Source organism: Massilia sp. YIM B02443 (assembly GCF_030411955.1).
In the GTDB taxonomy this organism is placed as follows: domain Bacteria; phylum Pseudomonadota; class Gammaproteobacteria; order Burkholderiales; family Burkholderiaceae_D; genus Telluria.
Map to the genome: position 1 here is coordinate 35966 of NZ_JASNRA010000011.1, position 23057 is coordinate 59022.

Sequence of the window (23057 nt, forward strand, 5' to 3'; positions counted from 1 at the left end):
TGCGAATCCCGGCTCTCTTGATGGGTCGCAAATCTGTGTAAAGCGGATGAAACCGGCGCCATGGCATGCATGACAACCCCGTGTCAGGGCCGCGCTGGATGCGCTTGCCGACGGGTCGTCGTGTACGGTTTTGCACCGGTTTTGCCGTATTTTGCGGTGTCGGCGGGCGCGTATCCGGCATTTGTGACATCGGCCATGACACGCGTTTCAAAAATACAACAACACAATTGGTTTTCTTGGCTTTCGACCCAGCGCCCCCGCCATAATTGACCAAATAGCATAGCTTGATGCTTGAAACATATAAGGTGCACGTATCCGGTGTCCAGCCAGCGTCTCGACGCCGGAATGAATGCGTTTACCGTCACAGGAACACCCATAATGAAAAAAACCCTCCTGGCAGTCGCACTCTCCGGCGCATGTGCCGGTGCGGCCCATGCCCAGAGCGCGGTTCAGATCTACGGCACCATCGATGCCGGCGTCATCAAGCGCAGCGGCGACGCGGTCAGCATCGGCAAGCGCTCGGCCAACACCCTCGGCTTCAAGGGCACCGAAGACCTGGGCAATGGCCTCAAAGCCTTGTTCCACGTCGAGGTGCGCTACGAATCGGACACCGGTTCCAACGAAATCGGCAGCAACGGCACCCAGCGCCCGCTGTTCCAGGGCCAGAGCCGGGTCGGCCTGCAGGGCGACTTCGGCATGCTGCGCATCGGCCGCGGCCTGACCCCGTTCCACGAAACCATCGGCGCCTTCGAGCCGTTCCACGCGATCCCGACCCCGGGCGGCTTCTATACCGACCTCGCCGTGGCCGGCTATTCGTCGCAGGCGCTCGATCCGGTCGGCTATTCCAACAACCGCTGGTCGAACGCGATCTGGTACAACTCGCCGCTGATCAACGGCTTCCAGCTCAATACCGCGATCGCGACCAAGGAAAACAACGGCGGCCCGGCGATCATCGGCCGCGGCAGCGCCGCCGCGCCGCAATATCCGCTCGGCGCCGAAGGCTCGGCCAACCCGTTCTCGATCACGGCCACCTACAACAACGGCCCCGCCGCCTTCATGGCCGGTTACGAGCGCAACGCCATCGAATCGAAGGTGTGGTCGATCGGCGCCTCGGTGTTCGCGACCCCGGAACTGAAGCTGATGGCCACCTACGCGCGCCAGGACCAGGACAACACGCGCCTGTTCAACGCCGAGACCAGGTCGTGGGTGCTGGGTGCGAACTACACCATGGGGCCGGGCAAGTTCCTGGCCGGCTATGGGCAGAAGGACACCGACGGACTCGACAAGGTCAAGCAACTGTCGGTCGGCTACGAATACAGCCTGTCGAAGCGCACCTACCTGTACCTCGACGCCTCGCGCAAGAAGGGCATGGTCCCGACCGCGACCAACCCAGGGACCGTCAATCAGTACGACATCGGCCTGAATCATTCGTTCTGAACGGCGCGGGCCAAGGCCCCGTCGCACTCCACAGGGCGGACATCGCACAGGTGTCCGCCCTTGTCATTAGCGCGCTGCCTGTCGCGCCACCTTCTCTGCGCTGCCGATTCTTGTGCAGCGCGCCATGTCGTGTTTCCACAACGCAGCGAAAGCGCCACCGGCTTTGCGCACGGGCGTTCTGTACAGCCCGCCGGTCGGGTGGCATATTGGCAAAGCGAGCTCAAGCATCGCGCCATAAAAAACATCACGGAGACCCCATGAAGAACAGCCTTCCCGCCACCGCGTTGTGCGCGGCGCTATGCGTCCCATTTGCAAGCCCGGCAATGGCCCAGTCCAGCGTCCAGATCTACGGCATCGCCGATGCCGGCGTGATGTGGCAGAAAGGCGGCCCGACCAAGATCTACAGCGGCGGCGCCGACGGCTCGCGCATCGGCTTCCGCGGCAACGAAGAGCTGGGCAACGGCTACAAGGCCATCTTCAACCTCGAGGCGCGCGTCGAGCTCGACACCGGCGGCAACCAGCCGGCCCTGATGAACGACAACCCGGGGCGCTATCTGCTGCGCGGCATGCAGGGCATCCCGCAACCGATCCTGGACCGCCTGCAGGCCACCATCCAGCCGCCCGGCGCGCCGGCCGTCAACCAGGAGAAAGCGCTGTTCGACCGCACCGCCATGGTCGGCCTGGTGACCCCGATCGGCGCCATCCTGCTGGGCCGCATGTACACTCCGGGCTACGAAGTGTTCAACATGGCCGACGTGTTCGAGTCGGGCACCGCCGGCACCTGGGGCCACATCACCGGCGGCACCGCCGGCTTCACCGCGCTGGGCGCCGACATCCGCTCGCAGGAAGCGATCCAGTACCGCATCGCCCACCCGAGCGGCTTCGGCGGCTCGGTGATGTACGGTCCGGAAGGCTCGGGCTACCTGGGCCGCTACAAGAAATTCCGCGCCGTGGCCGGCACCTATAAAGCCAACGGCTTCGACGTCGGCATCGGCTACAACCACGGCTACGACCGCCAGAACCGGCCGAGCCTGCGCACCACCACCGTGGGCGGTTCCTACACGATCAACGACAGCTGGAAGGTGTTCGCCGGTTTCCACAGCCAGCGCAACGACAACTCGGCCCTGCTGCCCGACTACCTGGGCGGCTGGGATGGCGCGGTGGCGCCGGCGCTGACGGCGCAAGGCATTCCGGCCGAAGCCCAGCGTACGCTGCGCGCCATCTTCCAGCGCGCGATCACCGAAAACACGCGCCAGGACGCGAAGAGCTACCAGATCGGTTTCCACTACCGCATCGGCGCCGGCCGCATCATGGCCTCGGTCGCGCACCAGAACGACCGCACGCCGTCGAACAGCGACGCCGACCTGGTGGCGATCGGCTACGATTATTTCCTGTCCAAGCGCACCGACCTGTACACCGTGGCCGCCTTCATCAGGAACGACAACGAAGCCCAGTACACGCCGGGCACCTCGGGCAATCCGGGCGGCTTCACCGAAGCGCCGGGCGCCGACGGCCGCGCGCTGCAGATCGGCATCCGCCACCGCTTCTGAGTCCGCGACGCGTCAATCGAAGGACGCCTGCGGGCGTCCTTTTTGTTCCTCGACGGCACGCCGCCGTCAGGTAAAATGGCTTTGATTCTATTTTCACAGTGACCCCATGAGCACCACACCGGACGCCAGCGCCGTCGCGCAATACCTGATCGACCACCCGCAGTTCTTCGAAGAGCACGCCGGCCTGTTGGGCGAAGTGAAACTGTCGAGCCCTCTGACGGGGCGCGCCGTGTCGCTCCAGGAACGCCAGATGGAAGTAATGCGCGACAAGTACCGCGCGCTCGAGCTGCGCCTGTCCGACCTGTCGCGCCGCGCCGAGGAAAACGCCGGCATCGCCAACCGCTTCCACGCCTGGACCCAGTCGCTGCTGGTCTCGCGCGGCGGCGCCGCCATGGCCGGCGACCTGGTCGAAGGGCTGCGCGAGCACTTCGGCGTGCCGCAAGTCACGCTGCGCCTGTGGAACGTGAAGCCGGAACATGCCGACGCGTCGTTCACCAGGGACGTGAGCGACGACGTGCGCATCTTCGCCAACAGCCTGCGCGCGCCGTATTGCGGCCCGAACAACGATTTCGAAGCGGTGCGCTGGCTGCCGGAAGCGGACACCATCCGCTCGACCGTGATGCTGCCGCTGGGCCAGCCTGGCCAGAGCTTCGGCCTGCTGGTGCTGGGCTCGCCCGACCCGGCGCGCTTCACCACCGCGATGGCGACCGATTTCCTGGTCCACATCGCCGCCACCGCCACGGTCGCGCTGCAACCGCTGCGCGCCTGATCCCGTCCTTGACCGGAACATTCCACGTGGAGACGGCCGCCAGCCCTGACGACTGGGCCACGCGCTACCTGGCCGAGCTGGCCACCGGGCGCCAGCTGTCAGCGCATACGGTCGCTGCCTACCGGCGCGATCTGGCCGAGCTGGCCACGCTGGCCGATGGCGCCGACTGGACCCGCCTGACGCACTTCGACATCCGCCGTTTCGCCGCCAAGCTGCACGCCGGCGGGCAGTCGGCGCGCTCGATCGCGCGCAAGCTGTCCGGCTGGCGCGGCTTCTTCGACTGGCTGGCGCGGCACACGACACTGGCCGCGAACCCGGTCGACGGCGTGCGCGCGCCCAAGCGTCCCAAAACCCTGCCCAAGGCGCTGGCCGTCGATGACGCGGTGCAATTGATGGAAGCGAACACGCGCGGCCACGCCGAACCGTTCGAGCTGTGCAACCGCGCCATGTTCGAGCTGCTGTATTCGAGCGGGCTGCGGGTGTCGGAACTGGCCGGGCTGGACGTGGCCTGGCAGGATCCGCGCGCCGGCGGCCAGGCCTCGCTCGGCTGGCTCGACCCGCAGGCCGGCGAAGTGGTGGTGACCGGCAAGGGCAACAAGATGCGCCGGGTGCCGGTGGGCGGGCCGGCGCGCGAGGCCCTGGCGGCCTGGCTGGCGGTACGCCCCGCCGCGCGCGACGGCAGCGCCGCCCTGTTCCTGTCGGCACGCGACACCCGCATTACCCCGCGCGTGGTGCAGGGGCGGCTGAAACAGCATGCGCTGCGCGCCGGCACCCCGGTGCACGTTCATCCGCACGTGCTGCGCCACTCGTTCGCCTCGCATTTATTGCAATCCTCGGGCGACCTGCGCGCGGTGCAGGAACTGCTGGGCCATGCCAGCATCACCTCGACCCAGGTATACACCGCGCTCGACTTCCAGCACCTTGCCGCGGTATACGACAAGGCCCATCCGCGCGCGAAAATGAAATAAGCGTGAAATAAGCGCGAAATAAGCAAACCAGGCGCAAAGTGGGCGGCGCACGTCACGCCCGCCGGTCATTGGTTTGAACTCGATCAAGTCGCAACACGGTTGATGGTGAGGTTGCAAGAATTGCGGCATAATCCCCCGGTTCTTTCGTCCCACCCCGACATTCACTACGAGTAGCGAACCAATGGACCTGATCCCCAGCACCATCCTCACCGGCTTTCTCGGCGCGGGCAAAACCACCCTGCTCAACCGCATCCTGCAGGAAGAGCACGGCATGCGCATCGCCGTCATCGAGAACGAGTTCGGCCAGGAAAACATCGACAACGAAATCCTGGTGCAGGAGACGGGCGAGCAGATCGTCGAAATGAACAACGGTTGCATCTGCTGCACCGTGCGCGGCGACCTGATCGTGGCGCTGAACAACCTGGCGCAGAAACGCGCCGCCGGCGAGATCAGTTTCGACCGCGTGGTGATCGAGACCACCGGCCTGGCCAACCCGGGACCGGTGGCGCAGACCTTCTTCGTGGACGAGGAAGTGGGCGCCAACTACCTGCTCGACGCGGTGGTGACCGTGGTCGATGCGCGCCACGCGATGGACCAGCTGGACCAGCACGAGGAAGCCCAGCGCCAGGTCGGATTCGCCGACAAGATCCTGCTGTCCAAGACCGACCTGGTCGATGCCGAGGCGGTCGAGCGCCTGAAGACGCGCCTGCACCGGATCAACCCGCGCGCGCCGATCTCGACCAGCGACTTCGGCCGCGCGCCGATCGCCGAAGTGCTCGACCTGCGCGGCTTCAACCTGAACGACAAGCTGGAACTGGATCCGGACTTCTTGCTGGTGGAAGAAGGCCACGACCACGACCATGAGCACGGCCACGATCACGACCATGCCCACTGCGGCCACGACCACGCCCATGGCGAAGCCTGCAGCCACGACCACCACCATGGCCACCACAGCGACGACATCGCCGCCTTCGTGTTCAAGAGCGAGCGCGCCTTCGATCCGGAGCGCCTGGAACAGTTCCTGGGCAGCCTGGTGCAGGTATTCGGCCCGCAGATGCTGCGCTACAAGGGCGTGCTGCGGATGGAAGGAGTCGACCGCAAGGTGGTGTTCCAGGGCGTGCACCAGATCATGGGCAGCGACGTCGGTCCCAAGTGGGGCGATAGCGAAAAGCCCGCCACCAAGATGGTGTTTATTGGTAAAAATTTACCAAAAGACGTATTTATCCGCGGTTTGGAACAGTGTTTGGTATAAACTACATCAGTTTGACTGGTCTGTCCGGCGCCGGTTGACGACTGTCTCGACAGTTGTCGGCGCGCCGGACCGCAGGCACGGGCTCGCTGCCCGTGCGTGGCGAACCGCCCCAGCCGCGCATGCGGCGCGGACGGAGAAGGGATGGCGCAGCGTCGCCATCAAGGCAGCCTGCTCCGCAGTGCACCCGCACACGTGCTGCCGGGTGTCACTGCAGAGCAAGCTGATAAAATGAAAACCTCTGTCGTATCGAAGGCATCATGACTAAAACAACGAAACCGAATACCGCCCAGCCCGAAGAACGCCTCCTGACGGAAGAAGAGATTCGGGCGATGAGCGATGACGACTACATGAATCCGGCCCAGCTGGCGTTCTTCAAGAATCGCCTGCAAGAGCTCGAGAAGGACCTGCTGAAGAACGCCGGCGAAACCACCGAACACCTGCGCGAAACCGTGCTGGTGCCGGACCCGGCCGACCGCGCCACGATCGAAGAAGAGCACGCGCTGGAACTGCGGACCCGCGACCGCGAGCGCAAGCTGCTCAAGAAAGTGCAGCAGTCGATGCAGGCGATCGACGCCGGCGAATACGGCTGGTGCGAAGAGACCGGCGAACCGATCGGCATCCCGCGCCTGATCGCGCGTCCGACCGCGACCCTGTCGCTGGAAGCCCAGCAGCGCCGCGAACTCAAGCAGAAGCTGTACGGCGACTGAGGCGAGCCCATCGCCCCGACAAGAAAAGCATGCGGCCTTCCACGCATGCTTTTTTTGTTTCAACGCTCGCCCTTTCCTCCATCCCACCCCGCATCCAGGCCGGCCGCGCACGCCTCATCCGTGCTGCAGTCGGTTTTATTTCCCTTCGGATACACTAGACGTGGAGCGTGCGCACAGCACGCGTGGCGCCGGTCCGTGCTACCGTCATGCACGAGCAGGCCGACTGATGACAGCGGGGACCATGGGGCTTTTCTCCTTCCTGAAGAGAAAGAACGAAGCGGAACTGCGGCCCGGCCTTGCGCCGCTGCCGCCCGACCTTGCGCCGGCGCCCGACACGCGCCTGCGCGGCGAACCGTCGCGCCTGGGCACCGAAGCCGAGCGCGCGCGCCAGCGCGAGATCGCCCGCGCCACCGCGGCCAAGATCGACGAGATCGAGCTGGCCTTCGCCTCCGACATCTTCAGCGACGAGCCGGCCTGGGGCAGCGGCGCGCGCCATCCCGCCTCCAGCGCGCCGGCAGCAGTCGCCAGCGTTGACCAGCCGGATCCGGCCGCGGCGCCGGCCAGCGCGCCGGCGGTCGACGAAAGCGCGATCCTGTACGCCAACGGCCAGGTCGCGACTGCCGAGCAATTGCTGCGCGAATCCTTGAGCACGCTGGGCCGCCATGAACGCTTGCCGTGGTGGATGCTGTTCGACCTGTACCAGGCCGACGGCCGCGAAGAAGCGTTCGAGAGCATCGCGATCGACTACGCCAGCCATTTCGAAACCTCGCCGCCGGCCTGGAAGCCGCTGCCGCCGACGGCATCCGACCGCCCCGCCGCCGTGGTGGCGCTGGCCGAGACATTCGACGCCAGCCTTGGCGCCGCGGTCGCGCCGCGCCTGAAACGCCTGCTCGATGCCGACGCCCCCACCGTGCGCCTGGATTTCGGCCGCGTGACGCGCATCGACCTGGATGGCGCCGCCTGCCTGCTGGCGGCGCTGCAGACCCTGCGCGCACAGGGGCGCGAACTGGTGCTGGCCGGGGCCGACACCCTGATGGCGACCCTGCGTTCGATGCTGGCGATCGGCGTGCGCCAGGCCAGCCAGGCGCCCTGGCTGCTGCTGCTCGAGCTGCTGCTGTTGACCCACCGCGAAAAGGAGTTCGAGGAAGCGGCGATGGACTATTGCGTCACCTATGAGGTCTCGCCACCCTCGTTCGAGGCACCGCGGCGGGTGTCCACCGCCCCTGCCGCGCCCACAGCCGGCGCCGGTGCGCAAGGCGAGCGCTTCATGCTGCCGTCCGTCGTCAGCGCGCCCGGCGGCGTGCTGCTGGACGCGATCGACGCCTATGCCGCCGGACGCGAGGTGCTAGTGCTGGATTGCTCGCGCCTGGCGCGCATCGACTATGCTGGCGCCGGCCTGTTGCAGGCGCGGCTCGACGCCCATGTGCTGGCCGGCGAGCGGGTCGAGCTGCGCGAGCTGAACCACCTGGTGGCGGCGCTGCTGCGGCTGCTGGGCATGGGCCGCCGGGGCGCCGGTGCCGAGGATGGCGCCATCGTGCTGTATCCGCACCGCTACTGACGCGCGTATCTTTCCCGGATCAAAGCATCCCGAACGCCAGCAACAGCAGCAAGGTCACCGCCAGCGACACCAGGATCGAGCCAAGACAGCCGAGCTTGTTCGAAAAGAAGAGAAACATGGTCACCTCATCGGCTGTTGAACGTCACGACAGCGTAGCGCCTGATGTCATTGAAAGGCGCACGAGGTACCGCACAGTCGCAATATTGCTGAGCTAACCTTGCAATCCGGTCCGGGAACCCCACCTGCGGTTGGCTAGAACATCACGAGGTCAAAATGGAACAATTTCACGGTACCACCATCGTCAGTGTGCGGCGCGGCGCCCAGGTCGCGCTCGGTGGCGATGGTCAGGTTACGCTGGGCAACGTCGTCATGAAGGGTTCGGCGCGCAAGGTGCGCAAGCTGTACCAGGGCAAGGTCTTGTGCGGCTTTGCCGGCGGCACCGCCGATGCATTCACGCTGCTCGACCGCTTCGAGGGCAAGCTCGAGAAGCACCAGGGCAATCTGCTGCGCGCCTCGGTCGAACTGGCCAAGGACTGGCGCACCGACCGCGTGCTGCGCCGCCTGGAAGCGATGCTGCTGGTGGCCGACCGCGAGTCGACCCTGATCATCACCGGCAATGGCGACGTGCTCGAGCCCGAAGACGGCATCGGCGCCATCGGTTCGGGCGGCGTGTACGCCCAGTCGGCCGCCAAGGCGCTGTACGAGAACACCGACATGGCGCCTGCCGAGGTGGTGAAAAAAGCGCTCACCATTGCAGGCGAGCTGTGCATCTACACGAACATGTCCCACATCGTCGAAACCCTGGATTGATATGAGCAGCATCATGAACATGACCCCACCCGAAATCGTCTCGGAACTCGACAAGCACGTGGTCGGCCAGGGCAAGGCCAAGAAGGCAGTCGCGATCGCCCTGCGCAACCGCTGGCGCCGCCAGCAGGTGGACGAGTCCCTGCGCCACGAGATCACGCCCAAGAACATCCTGATGATCGGCCCGACCGGCGTCGGCAAGACCGAAATCGCGCGGCGCCTGGCCAAGCTGGCCGACGCGCCCTTCATCAAGATCGAAGCGACCAAGTTCACCGAGGTCGGCTACGTCGGCCGCGACGTCGACACCATCATCCGCGACCTGATCGACATCGGCGTCAAGCAGACCCGCGCCAGCGAACAGAAGAAGGTGCGCCAGCGCGCCGAGGACGCGGCCGAAGACCGCATCATCGACATCCTGGTGCCGCCGGCGCGCGACTTCGGTTTCAATACCGGCAATAGTGGCGACAGCAAGGACGGCGACGCCACCCGCCAGACCTTCCGCAAGCGCCTGCGCGAAGGCTCGCTGGACGACCGCGAGATCGAGATCGAAGTCGCGGAAGGCGCGCCGCAGATGGAAATCATGGCCCCGCCCGGCATGGAAGAAATGACGGAACAGATCAAGTCGATGTTCGCCGGCGTCGGCAATGCGCGCAAGAAGCCGCGCAAGCTCAAGATCAAGGAAGCGATGAAGCTGCTGATCGACGAGGAAGCCGCCAAGCTGGTCAATGAAGACGAACTCAAGCAGAAGGCGATCGCCAACGTCGAGCAGAACGGCATCGTGTTCCTGGACGAGATCGACAAGATCGCCACCGGTTCCGAACGCGGCGGCGCGGACGTCTCGCGCGCCGGCGTGCAGCGCGACCTGCTGCCGCTGGTCGAGGGCACCACGGTCAATACCAAGTACGGCATGATCAAGACCGACCACATCCTGTTCATCGCCTCGGGCGCGTTCCACCTGTCCAAGCCGTCGGACCTGATCCCCGAGCTGCAGGGGCGCTTCCCGATCCGGGTCGAACTGGAGTCGCTGTCGATCGAGGACTTCAAGAGCATCCTGACCTCGACCCACGCCAGCCTGACCAAGCAGTACGAAGCGCTGCTGGCGACCGAAGGCGTGAAAGTCGAGTTCCTGGACGAAGGCATCCATCGCCTGGCCGAGATCGCCTATTCGGTTAACGAGCGCACCGAGAACATCGGTGCACGTCGCCTGTACACGGTGATGGAGAAGCTGCTGGAGGAAGTCTCGTTCAGCGCCGGCAGCGAGAAGGAACAGCTGGTGCGGATCGACGCGGCCTACGTCAACGAACGGCTGGACGCGCTGGCGGTCAACGAAGACCTGTCGCGCTACGTCCTGTAATTCGTGCTGTAACAGCATCAGGAGAGACCCGCATGGCAAACAAGGCACTGGCGACACGGCAAAAGATGCGGCTGCGCGTGGAACCGTCGCAGCAGTTCGGCAAGCCGCGCAATCCGATCGCGGCGCTGGCCAAGGCGCGCGCCGCCGGGCCGCACGCCAAGCCCTTGTCGAGCGAGCGGCACGAAGCCAAGCGGGCGCTCAAGAAAGCGAAGCTGGTGGCGGACGACGACGATTGAAATCGCGCCGCGCCGGTGTATGCTCTGAAGCGGACACAGCTGTGTCCGCTTTTTTTACGTCCTCTTTTGAACGCACCGCATGAGTTCACCCGACCTGATCCTCGACTCCCTGCGCGCCCGCCTGCGCGCGGCCGGCATCACCCACAAGGCGCTGGCGGCGCGCATCGGCGTCAGCGAATCGAGCGTCAAGCGCATGTTCAGCCAGAAAGACATGGCGTTGACGCGCCTGGCCGAAATCTGCCAGGCCACCGATATCGCGCTGGAAGACGTGCTGCGCGGCGCGCTCGACACGCAGGCGCAGCCGGACGCCCTGAGCCTGGCCCAGGAGACGGCGCTGGTGGCCAACCCGCGCCTGCTGCTGGTGGCAATCTGCTGCCTCGGCCACTGGAGCGTGGAACAGATCGTCGAGACCTACCGCCTGACGGTGCCGGAATGCGTGAAGCTGCTGGCCGAGCTCGACCGGCTGGGCCTGATCGAACTCAAGCCGCTGAACCACTACCTGCTGCGGGTGTCGAACGCCTTCCGCTGGCTGCCGGACGGACCGGTGCAGCATTACTTCCGCGAACACGTGGTGGAGGATTATTTCGCCGGTCGCTTCGACGGCGCGGGCGAAACGCTGATGTGCCTGCCGGCACGGCTGTCGCGCGCGGATGCGGCGGAACTGTCGCAGCGCATCGCGGCGCTGGCCGAGGACCTGGCGCGCCTGCACCAGCACAGCCGGCGCCTGCCGGCCGGCGAGCGCGAAGGCTATACGCTACTGCTGGGATTCAGGTCGTGGGAACTGGCGGCGTTTACCGCGCTACGGCGCTGAGGCGCTGAGCCGTTGATGCGCTGACGTTGGCGCCGGGTTGCCTGGGCTGATGTGCCGATGCAGCTCAGCGAACCGGGTTCTGCTGCGACGGCTGGTTCATCGGCGCCGCGTTCGGCGGCATCTGTACCTGGTTGCCTTGTTGCTGCTGTTGTTGCTGCAGCTGTTGTTGCTGCTGCTGGAACTGCTGCTGGGTATCGGGCGTGTTCGGATCGTAGCCCGGATCCATCTGCGGCTCGGGCACGAACTCGGCGTTCGCGGGCGTGGTCGGGGTGCCCTGCGGCCCGCCGCCGGGCGGCGGCACGCTCTGCATCGTGGGCGGCGCACTGACCACGCCGGGTGCGGTTTGCTGCTCCATGCCCGGCGGCACCGTCATCGGCGCCGGCGCCGAAGCGGTCATCGGGGTCGGCGCGTTCATGCTGGCCGGCGCCCGGCTGTCGGAGGCCAGGTCGACGCGCTTGGGCACGCCGGCATCAAGCAGCATGATGTAGCGCTGGTGCACTTCGGACACCACCACGCCGGGCGCCACTTCGCGCCCGATGCGCACCGCCACCGGCGGGGCGCCGTCGGCGACGATGATGGCGGCGCTGTTGGCTGAGCCGGCCGCGACCACGCCGGTGAGCTGGAAGTTGGAGATCGCCGCCGCCATCGGCTGGCCGCCGAACAGGGTGGCGGCCGCGTCCGGGCTTGGCTCGGGCTGGCTGACGACCGGGGCCGCCGCCAGCGGACGCTGCTGCGGCTGGTACAGCTGCAGCACCCAGTAGGCGATCGAGGCCGCCAGCAGGATCAGGGCCAGCAGGCTGAGGAGAATGGGCAAACGCTTGTTCATGGTTTCTTTCGGATCAACGCACCAGCTGGTTGATTTCAATGATCGGCATCAGGACCGCCAGCACGATCAGCAGCACCACCAGGCCCATGGCCAGGATCAGCACCGGCTCGAGCAGGCCGGCGATGGTCAGGGTGCGGCGCTCGAGGTCGGCCTGCTGCGAATTCGCCGCGCGCTCGAGCATGGCGGGCAATTCGCCGGTGATCTCGCCGGCGCGGATCATGTGCACCAGCATCGGCGGGAAGTGCTTCTGCGCCGACAGCGCGCGCGCCAGGCTGACGCCTTCGCGCACGCTGCCGGTGGCCTGTTCGACCAGCTCGGCCATGGCGACGTTGGACAGCGTTTCGCGGCTGGTGTCGAGCGCGCGCAGGATCGGCACCCCGGAACCGGTGGTGATCGCCAGCGTGCTGGCGAAGCGCGCCGTGTTCAGGCTGCGCTCGAACTTGCCGTACACCGGCGCCGTCAGCAGCCAGGTGTGCCAGCGGCGCTTGAGCACCGGGTTGCGCAGCGCGCGCCGCCACAGCCAGAACGCGCCGCCGACCAGGATCGCGACGTAGATGCCGTAGGCGCGCACGAAGTCCGAGACCGCCAGCATGATCACGGTCAGGATCGGCAGCTTCTGCTTGGTATTGGCGAACACCGAGACGATCTGCGGCACCACGTAGGTGAGCAGGAAGATCACGATCGCGAACGCGACCACGGTGACGATGGCCGGATAGGTGAACGCCAGGCGCACCTTCTGCACCAGCGCGTTGCGCCGTTCGATGTAGTCGGCCAGGCGCGACAGCACGCGCGCCAGCTGGCCGATCTGCTCGCCCGACGACACCAGCGCACGGTAGATCTCGGCGAAGTCGCGCGGATGGTGCGCCAGCGCCGTGGAAAACGCCGAGCCGCCCATCACCTCGCTGCGGATCGAGGCGATCAGGTCGCGCATGTAGGCGCGCTCGGCCTGCTCGAGCAGCGCGGTAAACGCCTGCTCCAGCGGCAGGCCGGCTTCCAGCAGGCTGGCCAGCTGGCGCGTGAACAGCGCCAGCTCGTTCTGCGACAGGCGCTCGCCGATGCCGCGCGCGCGGGTGGCGCCCGACGCATCGACCTGGGCCGCGATCGCGTCCACGCTCAGCGGCGTCAGGCCCTGGGTGCGCAGATCGGCGCGCGCCGCGCGCGGGCTGTCGGCGTTGACCACGCCCTTGCGCGTGGCGCCACCCGCGTCGACCGCTTCGTAACGGAATGCCGGCATCAGTGAATCCTCATCCCTAGTCCTTGGTCACGCGCACCAGCTCGGCGCGCGTGGTGGTGCCGTCCAGCAGCCAGCGCTCGCCGTCGTCGCGCATGGTCTTCATGCCGGTTTTCAAGGCGGTGTCGCGGATCTCGGCTTCGGACGCCTGGTTGTGGATCTGGGCCCGGATCTCTTCGGTGGTCTCGAGCAGCTCGTAGACACCGACCCGGCCATGGTAGCCGGTGTGGCCGCAGCGTTCGCAGCCGACCGCGTGCCAGGTGGAGCCGTCGAAGGTCTTGCACTGCGTGCACAGTTTGCGCACCAGGCGCTGCGCCATCACGCCCAGCAGCGACGAAGACAGCAGGAACGGTTCGATGCCCATGTCCAGCAGACGCGTCACGGCCGAGGCCGCATCGTTGGTGTGCAGCGTGGCCAGCACCAGGTGGCCGGTGAGCGAAGCCTGGACCGCGATCTGCGCCGTTTCCAGGTCGCGGATCTCGCCGATCATGATCACGTCCGGGTCCTGGCGCAGGATCGCGCGCAGGGCCTTGGCGAAGGTCATGTCGATGCGGGCGTTCACCTGGGTCTGGCCGACGCCGTTCAGGTCGTACTCGATCGGGTCTTCCACCGTCATGATGTTGGTGGTGGCCGCGTTCAGGCGCGACAGCGCCGCGTACAGCGTGGTGGTCTTGCCGGAACCGGTCGGGCCGGTGACCAGCACGATGCCGTGCGGCTGGTTGATCAGGCGGTCGAACTGCGGCAGCATCTGCGGGTCCATGCCCAGGTGCGACAGGTCGAGGCGCCCGGCCTCTTTATCGAGCAGACGCAGCACGGCGCGTTCGCCGTGGCCGGTCGGCAGCGTCGAGACGCGCACGTCGACTGGTTTACCGCCCACGCGCAGCGTGATGCGGCCGTCCTGCGGCAGGCGTTTCTCGGCGATGTCGAGCTGCGACATGATCTTGATCCGCGAGATCAGCGAAGCGTGGATCGCCTTCTTCGGCCGCACGATGTCGCGCAGCGCGCCGTCGATGCGGAAGCGCACGACCGAGGTCTGCTCGAACGGCTCGATGTGGATGTCGGACGCGCCTTCGCGCAGCGACTGCGTGAGCAGCGCGTTGATCATGCGGATCACCGGCGCGTCGTCGGACGACTCGAGCAGGTCTTCGATGGCCGGCACGTCCTGCAGCAGCTTGGTCAGGTCGAGGTCGGCGTCGAACTCGTCGGCCACCTGCGAGGCGTCGCCGCCGCCGCCGGCGTAGGCGCTGGCGATGGCGTCGTCGAGCTCGCCGCGTTCGAGGCGGCGCAGCACGATGCGGCCGAAACGGCGCGACACTTCGGCGATCGCGGCCGGCGCGGTGGCGCCGGAGACCAGCACTTCGACGCTCTGCCCCGGCTCGCCGCTACCGCGCGCCAGCACGCCGTGGTCGCGGGCGAAGGCATAGGGCAACAGGTTGTTCATGGTTCACTTTAGGATCGTTGGGTCATTGACCCGAATTAAGCGGCCGGGACTGCGAAGCCGGCACGTTGGCGGGGCCTTGCTCAGACACCGCTGCGCCGGGAACAGTTCCTGCCGCTGGGGTGGTGGCCGGTGCGATCCCGCCCGGGAAGCTTGCACCCGGCATGCCGGCGCCCGGCGTCCGTGCTCCCGGCGCACCCGTCCCCGGACGGGCGGCGCCGTCGAGCGACGCGCCCGGCGCGGCCTGGACCGGCGGTTGCGCCTGCACCGGCACGGTGGCCATGTTGCCGCCCGCCGGCGGCTGGCCGCCGGTCAATGGCGGCAGCAGCGGCGCGCCGAGGTCGCGCAGCAGGGCCGAGCTTTCCGGCTGGCCGGCGGCGCCGGCGGCGCGCATGTATTCGTAGCGGTCCATCGCGATCGAATTCGAGGCGTCCTTGCTGCGCACCACCACCGGGCGCAGGAACACCATCAGGTTGGTCTTGTTGCGGGTGCGGGTGCGGTACTTGAACAGATTGCCCAGCACCGGGATGTCGCCCAGGCCGCGCACCTTCTCTTCGCCGTCGCCCTCGGTGTCTTCGATCAGGCCGCCCAGCACGATGATCTGGCCGTCGTCGGCCAGCACGTTGCTCTCGATCGCGCGCACATTGGTGGTCAAACCCGAGGCCGCGTTGCGGGTCGAAGCGTCGACGCTCGAATTCTCGTGGTAGATCGCCATCTTGATGGTGCCGCCTTCCGAGATCTGCGGCCGTACTTTCAGCAGCAGGCCGACGTCCTGGCGGTCGACGGTCTGGAACGGGTTGCCGCCGCCGGTGGTGGTGTTGGTCGCATACGAGCCGGTGATGATCGGCACGTTCTGGCCGACCTTGATGGTCGCCAGCTCGTTGTCCAGCGTAATCATGTTCGGTGTGGACAAGATGTTGGCGTTGCCGTCGGTTTCAAGGGCGCGCGCCACCGCTCCCAGGCCCAGCTCGCCGCCGACCTGGCGGAACAGGCCGAAGGTCAGGCCGCTCGGCAGCGACGGCACCGAGGTGCCGCTGGTGCCCTGGCTGGCCGCCAGCGCCAGGTTGACGATGCTGTTGCTGCTGCCGCCGCCGCTGAAGTTCTGCAGGCCGCCGACGCGGTACTTGCTGTCCGAGTCGCCGCTGGCGCCGACCCACTGCACGCCGAATTCGGAGGCTTTATTGGAGGTGACCTCGACCACCAGCGCCTCGATGTAGACCTGGGCGCGGCGCACGTCGAGCTGGTCGATGACGGCGCGCAGGTTGCGGTAGACCGCGTCCGGCGCCGTGATGATCAGGCTGTTGGTGGAGGCGTCGGCCTGGATGAAGCCGGAGCCCTGGCCGCCGCCGGCGCCCTGCGCAGTGAGCTGGCTCTGCTGGCCGAAGGTGTTGCCGGTGCCGCCCATGCCGGTGCTGCTCTGCTGGCCCTGCTGGCCGCCGAGGCCGCCGCCACCGTTGTTCTGGCTGCCGGTGGCGGAAGTGATCGAGCTGCCCGAGGTGCCCTGCTGCTGCACCGGCACCGCCGATGCGTCCTGCGACACCACGGCGCGCAGGGTCTGGGCCACGCGGCTGGCGTCGGCGTTCTTCAGGTAGACCACGTGGATATTGCCCTGGGCCGAGCTTTGCTGGTCCAGGCGCGCGATCAGGCTCTTGGCCAGGTTGGCGCGCGCCTGCGACGGCGCGCGCACCACCACCGAGTTGGTGCGCGGATCGGCCAGCACCGTGACCCGGCCCGAGTCGCCGCCGGCGGCCGGTTCCATCAGGCGCGACACCAGCTGCGCGACGTCGCTGGCGATCGCGTTGCGCACCGGGATCACGTCCAGCTCGGCCGCCACCGGCGCATCGAGCGCGGCGATGATGCGCGCCAGGCGGCGCAGGTTGTCGGCGTAGTCGGTGATCACCAGGGTGTTGTTGCCCGGATTCGCCATGATCGAGTTGTTGGGCGAGATCAGCGGACGCAGCACGGCGGTGAGGTTGGCCGCCGATTCGTACGACAGGTAGAACACCTGGGTCGCGATCTGGTCGCCGGTGGCCTTGCTGGCGCGCACGCCGCCGACCTGGGTCGGCGAGGATTGCAGCTTGGCCTCGGCCTCGGGCACCACCTTGGCGTAGCCGTCGCCACTGGTGACCACGGCGAAGCCCTGCAGGCGCAACGCCGAGGTCAGCAACCCGAAGGCCTGGGTCTTGCTCAGCGATTTTTCGGAGACCAGGGTCAGCGTGCCCTTGACGCGCGGGTCGATGATGAAGGTCATGCCGGTGTAGTGGCCGATCGCCTTGATCACCGATTCGATGTCGGCGTTCACGAAGCTCAACGCCGCGGCGTTGGCGCTTTCCTGGGCCAGCGCCGGCAGCGGCAATGCCAGCGTGGTCGCGGCGCAGCACAGCATGGCGCCGGCGGCCAGGCGGCGCAGGGCCGGCAGTTGGGTTTGGACGGAGGTGGTACGGTTGGTTTTATTCATTATCTGAACTCGAGTGCGATTACGTTTTTGCCGTTCACCATCCGGCGCTGTCCCAGCAGGTTCAACATGTTCCCTAGAGTATCTTCGTAGCCGTCGGCGGCGCTGGCCTGGCCATTGAAGCGCAAGCGACCATTTTGCAGCATCCCCGCGCCCGACAGCAGCAGAGCGCCACGCACGGTGCGCAGCGTCAAATCGGCCTGCGGACCGCGCCAGTCCATCGTCATTTCGTAGCTGCCGAGCGGATTGACTGGCGACATGCGCGAGCCCATATTGCTCATCGACAGTACAGTGCGGCCCTGCACGATCACGCTGTTGGTCTGGCGCAGCAGGTCGAGCGTATTCCACGACAGGCGGATCGCGCCCGACGGCGCCAGCGTATTGAGCGGCGCGCCCAGGCCGGACAAGCCCTCGGCCGGGAGCAACAGCTCACCGCTGCTAACTTGCCACTGCGACCAGCTGCCGCTGACGCGCACCGGATTGGCCAGCGCCTGCGGGTTCTCGAGCGTCATGTCGACCTGGCCGAACACCACCAGCGGCGACAGGCGCCAGCTGAACCGGCCCGGCAACAGCGGCGTCACCGCCCCGCCCTCGCCCGGGGCGCCGCCCACGAAGGCCGAGCCGCGCCACAGCGTACCTTGCGCATCCCCCAGAGTCAAACGGCCCCCGGTCTGGCGCTCGACCATCGGTCCGAGCCAGGCAGCGGGCAGAAAAGCCAGCACGGTCACCACCACCGCCAGCGCCACCAACAGGCCCCACGTCAGCGCGCGCCTCATGAAGCGGCGTTGCCGCTCTGGCGCAGCGTCAGGGTGGCGTCGACTTGTCCCGGGGTGGCCAGGGCCTTGAACTGGGCGTCCTGGACGTCGAGGCGGCTGTCGCGGCGCTGGGCGTCGAGCCAGGCCATGACGTTCGCGAACGACACGCCATTCAATTGCACGCGCGCGTATTCGCCGGTCAGGGTGAGCGAGGCCGGATCCAGGCCGCGCGCGGTCATGCTGGCGGCCAGCGCCTCGCGCGTCAGCGGCGCCGCCTCGACCGCCGGCTGGGCGGCCAGCGCCTGCGCTTCGCCGGCCAGGGTCTGCAGCTGGGCGGCCTGCTGGCGCAGCTCGGGCAGCGAGCGGCGCAATTGTTCGCGGCCTTCGAGGGCCGGCGCCAGCAGCACCAGGTACAGCAGCGCCAGCAGCACGACGGCGGCGCCGACGGCGAGGAATTTGCGCTCCTGCTCGGTGCGCGCGATCCAGTAGGCGAGTGCGCGTTCGCGCAGCTCGCCGGCTTTGGTGGCGATGCTCATGAGGTGGTTCCAGGTTGGGGGGTGGCCGGGGCTGCCGACGCGGCGCCGCCGGCACGGATGACCCAGGTGGCGGTGGCGGTTTCTTCCAGGCTCAGGTTGCGCGGCGCCAGCGCCGCCTTCAGCGCGCTGGCGGCGCCCGGATCGAAGCTCTCGGGTTTCAGGCGCACGGTGAGCGCGCGTTCGCGGAATTCCATGGCCGCGATCGCCGGCGGATTGGGCAGCGTGCGCAGCGCTTCGCCGAAGGCGGCCGCGACCCAGGTGAAATCGTCGGCGCCGGCCACGCCGCTGCCGGCGCGCGCGCGCGCAATGCCCTGACGCATCTGCGCCACCGGGTCGATCGCGGGCTGGTTCGGATACACCGAGCGGAAGGTCTGGGTCATCTGCTGGCGCACGGCGTCGGCTTCGCGCTTCAGGCGCAGCCATTCGACGTTCAGGCCGACGATGTTCACCAGCACCGCCAGCAGCACCAGCCGGATCGGCCAGCGCCAGCGGCGCCAGTCACGGCGCGCCACGCCGGCCGTGCCCAGCCCCGGCACCAGGTCGAGCGCCGCGCCACCATTTTTCGCTCCCGCGATCCAGTGCGCCCAGTCGTCACCCTCGAGCGTGATGCCGGGGCCGGCTTCGGCCAGCAGCATCTGGTATTCGCCTAATTGATCATGCGCCACGTACAGGGTGAGCGGCGCATCTCCGGCCAGCGCGCGCGCAGTCTGCAGCGCGGCCTGGGCGCTGCCGTCCAGCGACAGGCCCAGGCCTTCGTACTGGCTCCCGCGCAGGATCAATTCTCCGTGGCCGATGGCGGCGCTGACGCTGCCCGGCTGCAGCGGCAGGCACAGTTGTTCCGGCACCGCCGCCACCGCGCGCGCGCCCATCGACAGCAGGATGCGTACGAGCGGCTCGAGCCAGGCCTGCTGCACCACCGCCACCGGACGGCGGCCGTCGGGCAGCGCCGGGCCGGCCACCAGCACGCAATCCTCGGGGTCGCCCAGCACGTGTTCTTCGACCAGGGCCGGCAAGGCCGCGCGCAGGCGCGCGCCGCTAAGTGGCGGGGCCTGCACGACCAGCAGGGTGACGTCGCTGGCGGCCAGCAGCAGCACCACGCGCCGGCTGGCGGCGACCAGGTCGCCCAGATTGCGCAACTGGCCTTCGCCCTGCTGCCCGATGGCGCCGTTGTCGAGCGCCAGGGCGAAGCGGCACAGCGCGCCTTCGCCCTGGGCGCGGGCCGGATGCCGAATATAAAGTGTACTCAAACCGTCTCGCTTTCTTCTAGTTCTGGCGGGTCCAGATCACCGACACCCCGCCGCCGCTGATCATCGGCGCGATACCGCCGCCGCGCCGCACCAGCGATTCGGCGTCCAGCGCCGCGCGGTCGAGCCGGATGCGGCTCTGCACCAGGAAATAATCGCTCCTGACGTCGAACTGCGCTTCCTGCATCTCCGGCGTGGCCTTCAATTCCGTGCGCAACTGCGCTTCGTCGTTCCACGGCGCGCGCTTGCGGCGCTCGACCAGGGTGTTCGCCTCGGACAGCGAATAGCCCGGCAGCACCGCCGCCAGCACCTCGGCCGGCGCAGTGTTGACGTTGACCCTGGTGCCCCCGGCGGGCAGCACGATCACGAACGGACGCAGGCGCTCGACCGTCTCCGGCGTCACGCCCTGCACCGCCAGCAAGTCGTCCACCCGCAGCAGCGGCATTTGCGTGCCGGTGCGTCCGGCCGGGATGACCACCGGCTTGGACGGATCTTCCTGCGGCGCCAGCGGCTGGCCGTTGGCGACGAAGTCGGCGATCGGGCGCGCCAGGCGCGCTTCCAGCCGCAGGTTGGTCAGCAAGCGTTGCAGCACCTCGACCTGCAGCGGGTCGCGGATGCCCTGGCTGGCCAGGTTGTTCAGATTGTAACGCGAGCAGGCATCAGAAATCTGGCCCGACAGCGTGGCGGCGAAATTTTCACCTTCGACCCGCTCGCGTTCGATGTACTGGTCGAGCCGGGTCTCGGCCAGCGGCGTGGCCCACACCTGGTCGAGCGAGATGCGCTGGCCGTAGTTCTGGCGCAGGATCACGCTGGCCCAGTCGAGCGCGCCGCGCTGGATCCACTTGGTCTGCAGGTGCAGGCGCTGGTTTTCCATCGAGCGCACCTGCACCTGCTGTTGCCAGAACAGGCTGGCCACGATCGATACCGCCAGCGTGGTCAGGAGCAGCGCGGTGACCACCGCCACGCCGCGCTGGCGCCGCAGATCCGTCGAGAAACAGCGCATCAGGTGCCTCCCAGCAGGAAGGCCTTGAGCATCGGCTGGGCCAGACCCGGCACCGTGAGCGCCACCCGCACCCCGGTCGGCAGCACGATCTCGCCCGCCGGCGCCGTCGGCTGCAGCGGCTGGCCGGCCTGGCCATCCTGGCCGTCCTGATTGCCGCGCTGGGTCAGGTCATCGCGCCAGGCGCCATTGAGCCAGCCCTGCACCGCCATCGACGCCACGCCGGTCTGCAGCACCACCGCCGGCGCGTTCTCGGCCGGGGCGTCGGTGAGCATCGCCTGCCACAGCTGCTCGACCTGGGCCAGGTCGCGCGTGCCGGGCGACTCGCGCCGCAGCAGCTGGCCGCCGACCACGCGGTAGCTCACCACCTGCAGGCGCGACGGTTCGTTCTCGACGTACGCCTTGCGCACCAGGGTCAGGCGGTCAAGGCCCCACTGCAGCGTGGCGCGGCGCGCCATGACGTCGGCGCCGGCCAGGTGCTCGCAATCGCTCTGCATCTGGGCAAACGCCAGCTGCATGCCGCGCGTGGTTTCCATGTCGGCCGTGAGCGCCACGCGCGCGCGCACGATGCCGTCCAGCCCGCGCCAGCCGAGCACCGCGACCATGGCCAGGATGCCGATCGCCACCAGCAGCTCGACCAGGGTGAAGCCGGCGCGCCGCCGCTTGTGGTGGATGCCCGCATTCATACCGGTGACGGCCTCAGGACCAATTGGATCAGTTTGACAATACGGCGGCCGGGATTGTCGGCATCGAATACCGAAACTTCGATGCGGCGCAACAGTGGGTTGGGGCTGGTCAGGACTTCTTCCTCGCACACCAGGTTGAGGTCGCCCTGCGGGCAGGGGAAGCTGCGCTTGCCGACGGCGGGGAATTCGCGCCCGATGCGGATCTGCACCAGCCGGTTCTCGGCCGACCAGGTCGCCATCATCGAGGCGCGCAGGCCGGCGCTGTTCGAGGTCAGGCTGCCGACCGCGCGCAGGCCGGCGGCCAGCGCGGTGCCGACGATGACCAGCGCCACCAGCACTTCGAGCAGCGTGAATCCGGATGGACGGCGTGGCATGGTGTTCATTCGACGGTGAAATGGCCGACCCCGTCGGCGCGGATCGCGACCGCGTTGGCGCCCGAGGCCAGGGTCAGGATGAAGGGCTTGTCGACCGGCTCGCGGCCGAAGGTGATGCGCATCAGGTCCGGGCCGCCCGTGCCGGCCGGTTCGAGCACCAGCCGCAGCGGCGCGTTCTTGAACTGACGTTCGCGCAGCAGGTCGTCGCGCGTGACCGGCTCCCAGCCAGTGTCGCCGCGCACCATGAAGCGGTAGCGCTCGCCATTCGCCTCGAACGCCACCAGGCGGTTGCGCACGATGGCTTCGTCGCGCGCCAGCTGCAACAGCAGTGCCAGGCGCTGGGCTTCCTGTTGCAGGTCCTGGCGCGGGCTGGGAATGGCGTTGAGCGTGGCCAGCCCGAGCGTGATGCCGATGATGACCATCACCACCAGCAGCTCGACCAGGGTAAAGCCGGCGCGGGCGCCGGCACGCTGCGGGCGACGAGCGGACCGGGCCGCCATGGGACGAATTATTCCCAGGAACCGACGTCGGCGTCTTCGCCGGTGCCGCCGGCCTGGCCGTCGGCGCCGAACGAGAACACGTCGACTTCACCGTGGATGCCGGGCGACAGGTACTGGTACGGCGCGCCCCACGGATCCTTCGGCAGCTTCTCGATGTAGCCGCCAGCCTTCCAGCCGTTGGCGGCCGGACCAGCGGTCGGCTTGGTGATCAGGGCGTTCAGGCCCTGTTCGGTGGTCGGGTAGCGCTGGTTGTCGAGCTTGTACAGCTTGAGGGCCTGCATCATGGTGGCGATGTCGACCCGGGCCGCGGTCACGCGCGACTCGCCGGTACGGCCCAGCAGCTTGGGCACGACCAGCGCGCCGAGGATGCCGATGATGACCACGACGACCATGATCTCGACCAGGGTGAAGCCGCGTGAACGCTTGGCGGCGCGGGAGTGATGCAAGGTGCGTTGCGAATCCATATACATAGTTTCTAGGCAGGTGAATCGGTGGAACCGGAACAGTATAAGCCCGAATTATGACAACCGTACCGGCCGTGGGTGTGCAATTGTAAGCCACCT

Annotated in this window: 23 protein-coding genes; 11 read left to right on the forward strand and 12 right to left on the reverse strand. The window is 67.6% G+C overall.

The features are described from left to right. The first annotated feature begins 378 nt into the window (after positions 1–378). From QPK27_RS12915 to QPK27_RS12965, 11 genes are all read left to right on the forward strand, one after another. Positions 379–1437, forward strand: a complete 1059-nt coding sequence (locus QPK27_RS12915; RefSeq protein WP_290418653.1) for a porin — start codon at positions 379–381, stop codon at positions 1435–1437. A gap of 257 nt (positions 1438–1694) precedes the next feature. Beyond that, positions 1695–2987 (forward strand): porin, encoded by a 1293-nt coding sequence (locus QPK27_RS12920; protein WP_290418654.1) that lies wholly within the window; start codon positions 1695–1697, stop codon positions 2985–2987. 106 nt (positions 2988–3093) lie between these two features. Further along, on the forward strand, positions 3094–3756 hold the full coding sequence (locus tag QPK27_RS12925) for a DUF484 family protein (RefSeq protein WP_290418655.1): 663 nt from the start codon (positions 3094–3096) through the stop codon (positions 3754–3756). An 8-nt stretch (positions 3757–3764) separates the two neighbouring features. Continuing rightward, entirely contained in the window at positions 3765–4724 is a 960-nt protein-coding gene (gene xerC, locus QPK27_RS12930) for a tyrosine recombinase XerC (protein ID WP_290418656.1), read from the forward strand. 181 nt (positions 4725–4905) lie between these two features. Further along, positions 4906–5976 carry a GTP-binding protein gene (locus tag QPK27_RS12935; RefSeq protein ID WP_290418657.1) on the forward strand — a complete coding sequence of 357 codons (1071 nt, stop codon included), beginning with the start codon at positions 4906–4908 and terminating at the stop codon, positions 5974–5976. 257 nt (positions 5977–6233) lie between these two features. After that, entirely contained in the window at positions 6234–6683 is a 450-nt protein-coding gene (gene dksA / locus QPK27_RS12940; RefSeq protein WP_290418658.1) for an RNA polymerase-binding protein DksA, read from the forward strand. A 241-nt stretch (positions 6684–6924) separates the two neighbouring features. Further along, positions 6925–8241 carry an STAS domain-containing protein gene (locus QPK27_RS12945; protein WP_290418659.1) on the forward strand — a complete coding sequence of 439 codons (1317 nt, stop codon included), beginning with the start codon at positions 6925–6927 and terminating at the stop codon, positions 8239–8241. 273 nt (positions 8242–8514) lie between these two features. Continuing rightward, positions 8515–9051, forward strand: coding sequence for an ATP-dependent protease subunit HslV (gene hslV / locus QPK27_RS12950; protein ID WP_290418660.1), 537 nt, complete (start codon positions 8515–8517; stop codon positions 9049–9051). 13 nt (positions 9052–9064) lie between these two features. After that, positions 9065–10402: an ATP-dependent protease ATPase subunit HslU gene (hslU, locus tag QPK27_RS12955; protein ID WP_290418661.1), complete on the forward strand. Its 1338-nt coding sequence runs from the start codon at positions 9065–9067 to the stop codon at positions 10400–10402. Between the two features lie 32 nt (positions 10403–10434). After that, on the forward strand, positions 10435–10638 hold the full coding sequence (locus QPK27_RS12960) for a hypothetical protein (RefSeq protein ID WP_290418662.1): 204 nt from the start codon (positions 10435–10437) through the stop codon (positions 10636–10638). A gap of 79 nt (positions 10639–10717) precedes the next feature. Next, positions 10718–11449 carry a helix-turn-helix transcriptional regulator gene (locus QPK27_RS12965; RefSeq protein ID WP_290418663.1) on the forward strand — a complete coding sequence of 244 codons (732 nt, stop codon included), beginning with the start codon at positions 10718–10720 and terminating at the stop codon, positions 11447–11449. A 64-nt stretch (positions 11450–11513) separates the two neighbouring features. On the opposite strand, the gene QPK27_RS12970 is transcribed toward QPK27_RS12965, so the two are convergent. The 12 genes from QPK27_RS12970 to gspG are packed head-to-tail and all read right to left on the reverse strand — an operon-like array spanning position 11514 to position 22958. Further along, positions 11514–12275 (reverse strand): type II secretion system protein N, encoded by a 762-nt coding sequence (locus tag QPK27_RS12970; RefSeq protein ID WP_290418664.1) that lies wholly within the window; start codon positions 12273–12275, stop codon positions 11514–11516. A gap of 13 nt (positions 12276–12288) precedes the next feature. Continuing rightward, on the reverse strand, positions 12289–13509 hold the full coding sequence (gene gspF / locus QPK27_RS12975) for a type II secretion system inner membrane protein GspF (RefSeq protein WP_290418665.1): 1221 nt from the start codon (positions 13507–13509) through the stop codon (positions 12289–12291). A 16-nt stretch (positions 13510–13525) separates the two neighbouring features. After that, positions 13526–14947: a type II secretion system ATPase GspE gene (gspE, locus tag QPK27_RS12980; RefSeq protein ID WP_290418666.1), complete on the reverse strand. Its 1422-nt coding sequence runs from the start codon at positions 14945–14947 to the stop codon at positions 13526–13528. 22 nt (positions 14948–14969) lie between these two features. Beyond that, entirely contained in the window at positions 14970–17402 is a 2433-nt protein-coding gene (gene gspD, locus QPK27_RS12985) for a type II secretion system secretin GspD (RefSeq protein ID WP_290418667.1), read from the reverse strand. Beyond that, the gene (gspN, locus tag QPK27_RS12990; protein WP_290418668.1) at positions 17402–18175 is read right to left on the reverse strand and encodes a type II secretion system protein N; all 774 of its coding nucleotides are present in this window, start codon (positions 18173–18175) and stop codon (positions 17402–17404) included. The genes gspD and gspN overlap by 1 nt, the downstream gene beginning before the upstream one ends. After that, positions 18172–18690 (reverse strand): type II secretion system protein GspM, encoded by a 519-nt coding sequence (gene gspM, locus QPK27_RS12995; protein WP_290418669.1) that lies wholly within the window; start codon positions 18688–18690, stop codon positions 18172–18174. The genes gspN and gspM overlap by 4 nt, the downstream gene beginning before the upstream one ends. Next, positions 18687–19937, reverse strand: coding sequence for a type II secretion system protein GspL (gene gspL / locus QPK27_RS13000; RefSeq protein WP_290418670.1), 1251 nt, complete (start codon positions 19935–19937; stop codon positions 18687–18689). Before gspL ends, gspM begins: the two co-directional genes overlap by 4 nt. 16 nt (positions 19938–19953) lie before the next feature. Continuing rightward, a complete protein-coding gene (gspK, locus tag QPK27_RS13005; RefSeq protein ID WP_290418671.1) occupies positions 19954–20937 on the reverse strand; it encodes a type II secretion system minor pseudopilin GspK in 984 nt (327 codons plus the stop codon). Next, complete coding sequence (locus tag QPK27_RS13010; protein WP_290418672.1) at positions 20937–21620, reverse strand: type II secretion system protein J; 684 nt, start codon at positions 21618–21620, stop codon at positions 20937–20939. Before QPK27_RS13010 ends, gspK begins: the two co-directional genes overlap by 1 nt. Then, the gene (gspI, locus tag QPK27_RS13015) at positions 21617–21994 is read right to left on the reverse strand and encodes a type II secretion system minor pseudopilin GspI (protein WP_374047061.1); all 378 of its coding nucleotides are present in this window, start codon (positions 21992–21994) and stop codon (positions 21617–21619) included. Before gspI ends, QPK27_RS13010 begins: the two co-directional genes overlap by 4 nt. 5 nt (positions 21995–21999) lie before the next feature. Further along, on the reverse strand, positions 22000–22494 hold the full coding sequence (gene gspH, locus QPK27_RS13020; RefSeq protein ID WP_290418674.1) for a type II secretion system minor pseudopilin GspH: 495 nt from the start codon (positions 22492–22494) through the stop codon (positions 22000–22002). Between the two features lie 8 nt (positions 22495–22502). Continuing rightward, the gene (gene gspG, locus QPK27_RS13025; RefSeq protein WP_290418675.1) at positions 22503–22958 is read right to left on the reverse strand and encodes a type II secretion system major pseudopilin GspG; all 456 of its coding nucleotides are present in this window, start codon (positions 22956–22958) and stop codon (positions 22503–22505) included. Positions 22959–23057: the final 99 nt, after the last annotated feature.

Excerpts from the sequence above, each read along its gene's own strand:
- gspI (WP_374047061.1), bottom strand. The coding sequence starts at position 21,994 with ATGCCACGCCGTCCATCCGGATTCACGCTGCTCGAAGTGCTGGTGGCG.
- gspN (WP_290418668.1), bottom strand. The coding sequence starts at position 18,175 with ATGAGGCGCGCGCTGACGTGGGGCCTGTTGGTGGCGCTGGCGGTGGTG.
- QPK27_RS12970 (WP_290418664.1), bottom strand. The coding sequence starts at position 12,275 with ATGAACAAGCGTTTGCCCATTCTCCTCAGCCTGCTGGCCCTGATCCTG.
- QPK27_RS12945 (WP_290418659.1), top strand. The coding sequence starts at position 6,925 with ATGGGGCTTTTCTCCTTCCTGAAGAGAAAGAACGAAGCGGAACTGCGG.
- gspF (WP_290418665.1), bottom strand. The coding sequence starts at position 13,509 with ATGCCGGCATTCCGTTACGAAGCGGTCGACGCGGGTGGCGCCACGCGC.
- gspK (WP_290418671.1), bottom strand. The coding sequence starts at position 20,937 with ATGCGCTGTTTCTCGACGGATCTGCGGCGCCAGCGCGGCGTGGCGGTG.
- QPK27_RS12935 (WP_290418657.1), top strand. The coding sequence starts at position 4,906 with ATGGACCTGATCCCCAGCACCATCCTCACCGGCTTTCTCGGCGCGGGC.
- gspM (WP_290418669.1), bottom strand. The coding sequence starts at position 18,690 with ATGAGCATCGCCACCAAAGCCGGCGAGCTGCGCGAACGCGCACTCGCC.
- hslU (WP_290418661.1), top strand. The coding sequence starts at position 9,065 with ATGAACATGACCCCACCCGAAATCGTCTCGGAACTCGACAAGCACGTG.
- gspH (WP_290418674.1), bottom strand. The coding sequence starts at position 22,494 with ATGGCGGCCCGGTCCGCTCGTCGCCCGCAGCGTGCCGGCGCCCGCGCC.
- QPK27_RS12915 (WP_290418653.1), top strand. The coding sequence starts at position 379 with ATGAAAAAAACCCTCCTGGCAGTCGCACTCTCCGGCGCATGTGCCGGT.
- gspE (WP_290418666.1), bottom strand. The coding sequence starts at position 14,947 with ATGAACAACCTGTTGCCCTATGCCTTCGCCCGCGACCACGGCGTGCTG.
- QPK27_RS12920 (WP_290418654.1), top strand. The coding sequence starts at position 1,695 with ATGAAGAACAGCCTTCCCGCCACCGCGTTGTGCGCGGCGCTATGCGTC.
- hslV (WP_290418660.1), top strand. The coding sequence starts at position 8,515 with ATGGAACAATTTCACGGTACCACCATCGTCAGTGTGCGGCGCGGCGCC.
- gspD (WP_290418667.1), bottom strand. The coding sequence starts at position 17,402 with ATGAATAAAACCAACCGTACCACCTCCGTCCAAACCCAACTGCCGGCC.
- QPK27_RS12960 (WP_290418662.1), top strand. The coding sequence starts at position 10,435 with ATGGCAAACAAGGCACTGGCGACACGGCAAAAGATGCGGCTGCGCGTG.
- gspG (WP_290418675.1), bottom strand. The coding sequence starts at position 22,958 with ATGGATTCGCAACGCACCTTGCATCACTCCCGCGCCGCCAAGCGTTCA.
- QPK27_RS13010 (WP_290418672.1), bottom strand. The coding sequence starts at position 21,620 with ATGAATGCGGGCATCCACCACAAGCGGCGGCGCGCCGGCTTCACCCTG.
- QPK27_RS12925 (WP_290418655.1), top strand. The coding sequence starts at position 3,094 with ATGAGCACCACACCGGACGCCAGCGCCGTCGCGCAATACCTGATCGAC.
- dksA (WP_290418658.1), top strand. The coding sequence starts at position 6,234 with ATGACTAAAACAACGAAACCGAATACCGCCCAGCCCGAAGAACGCCTC.
- QPK27_RS12965 (WP_290418663.1), top strand. The coding sequence starts at position 10,718 with ATGAGTTCACCCGACCTGATCCTCGACTCCCTGCGCGCCCGCCTGCGC.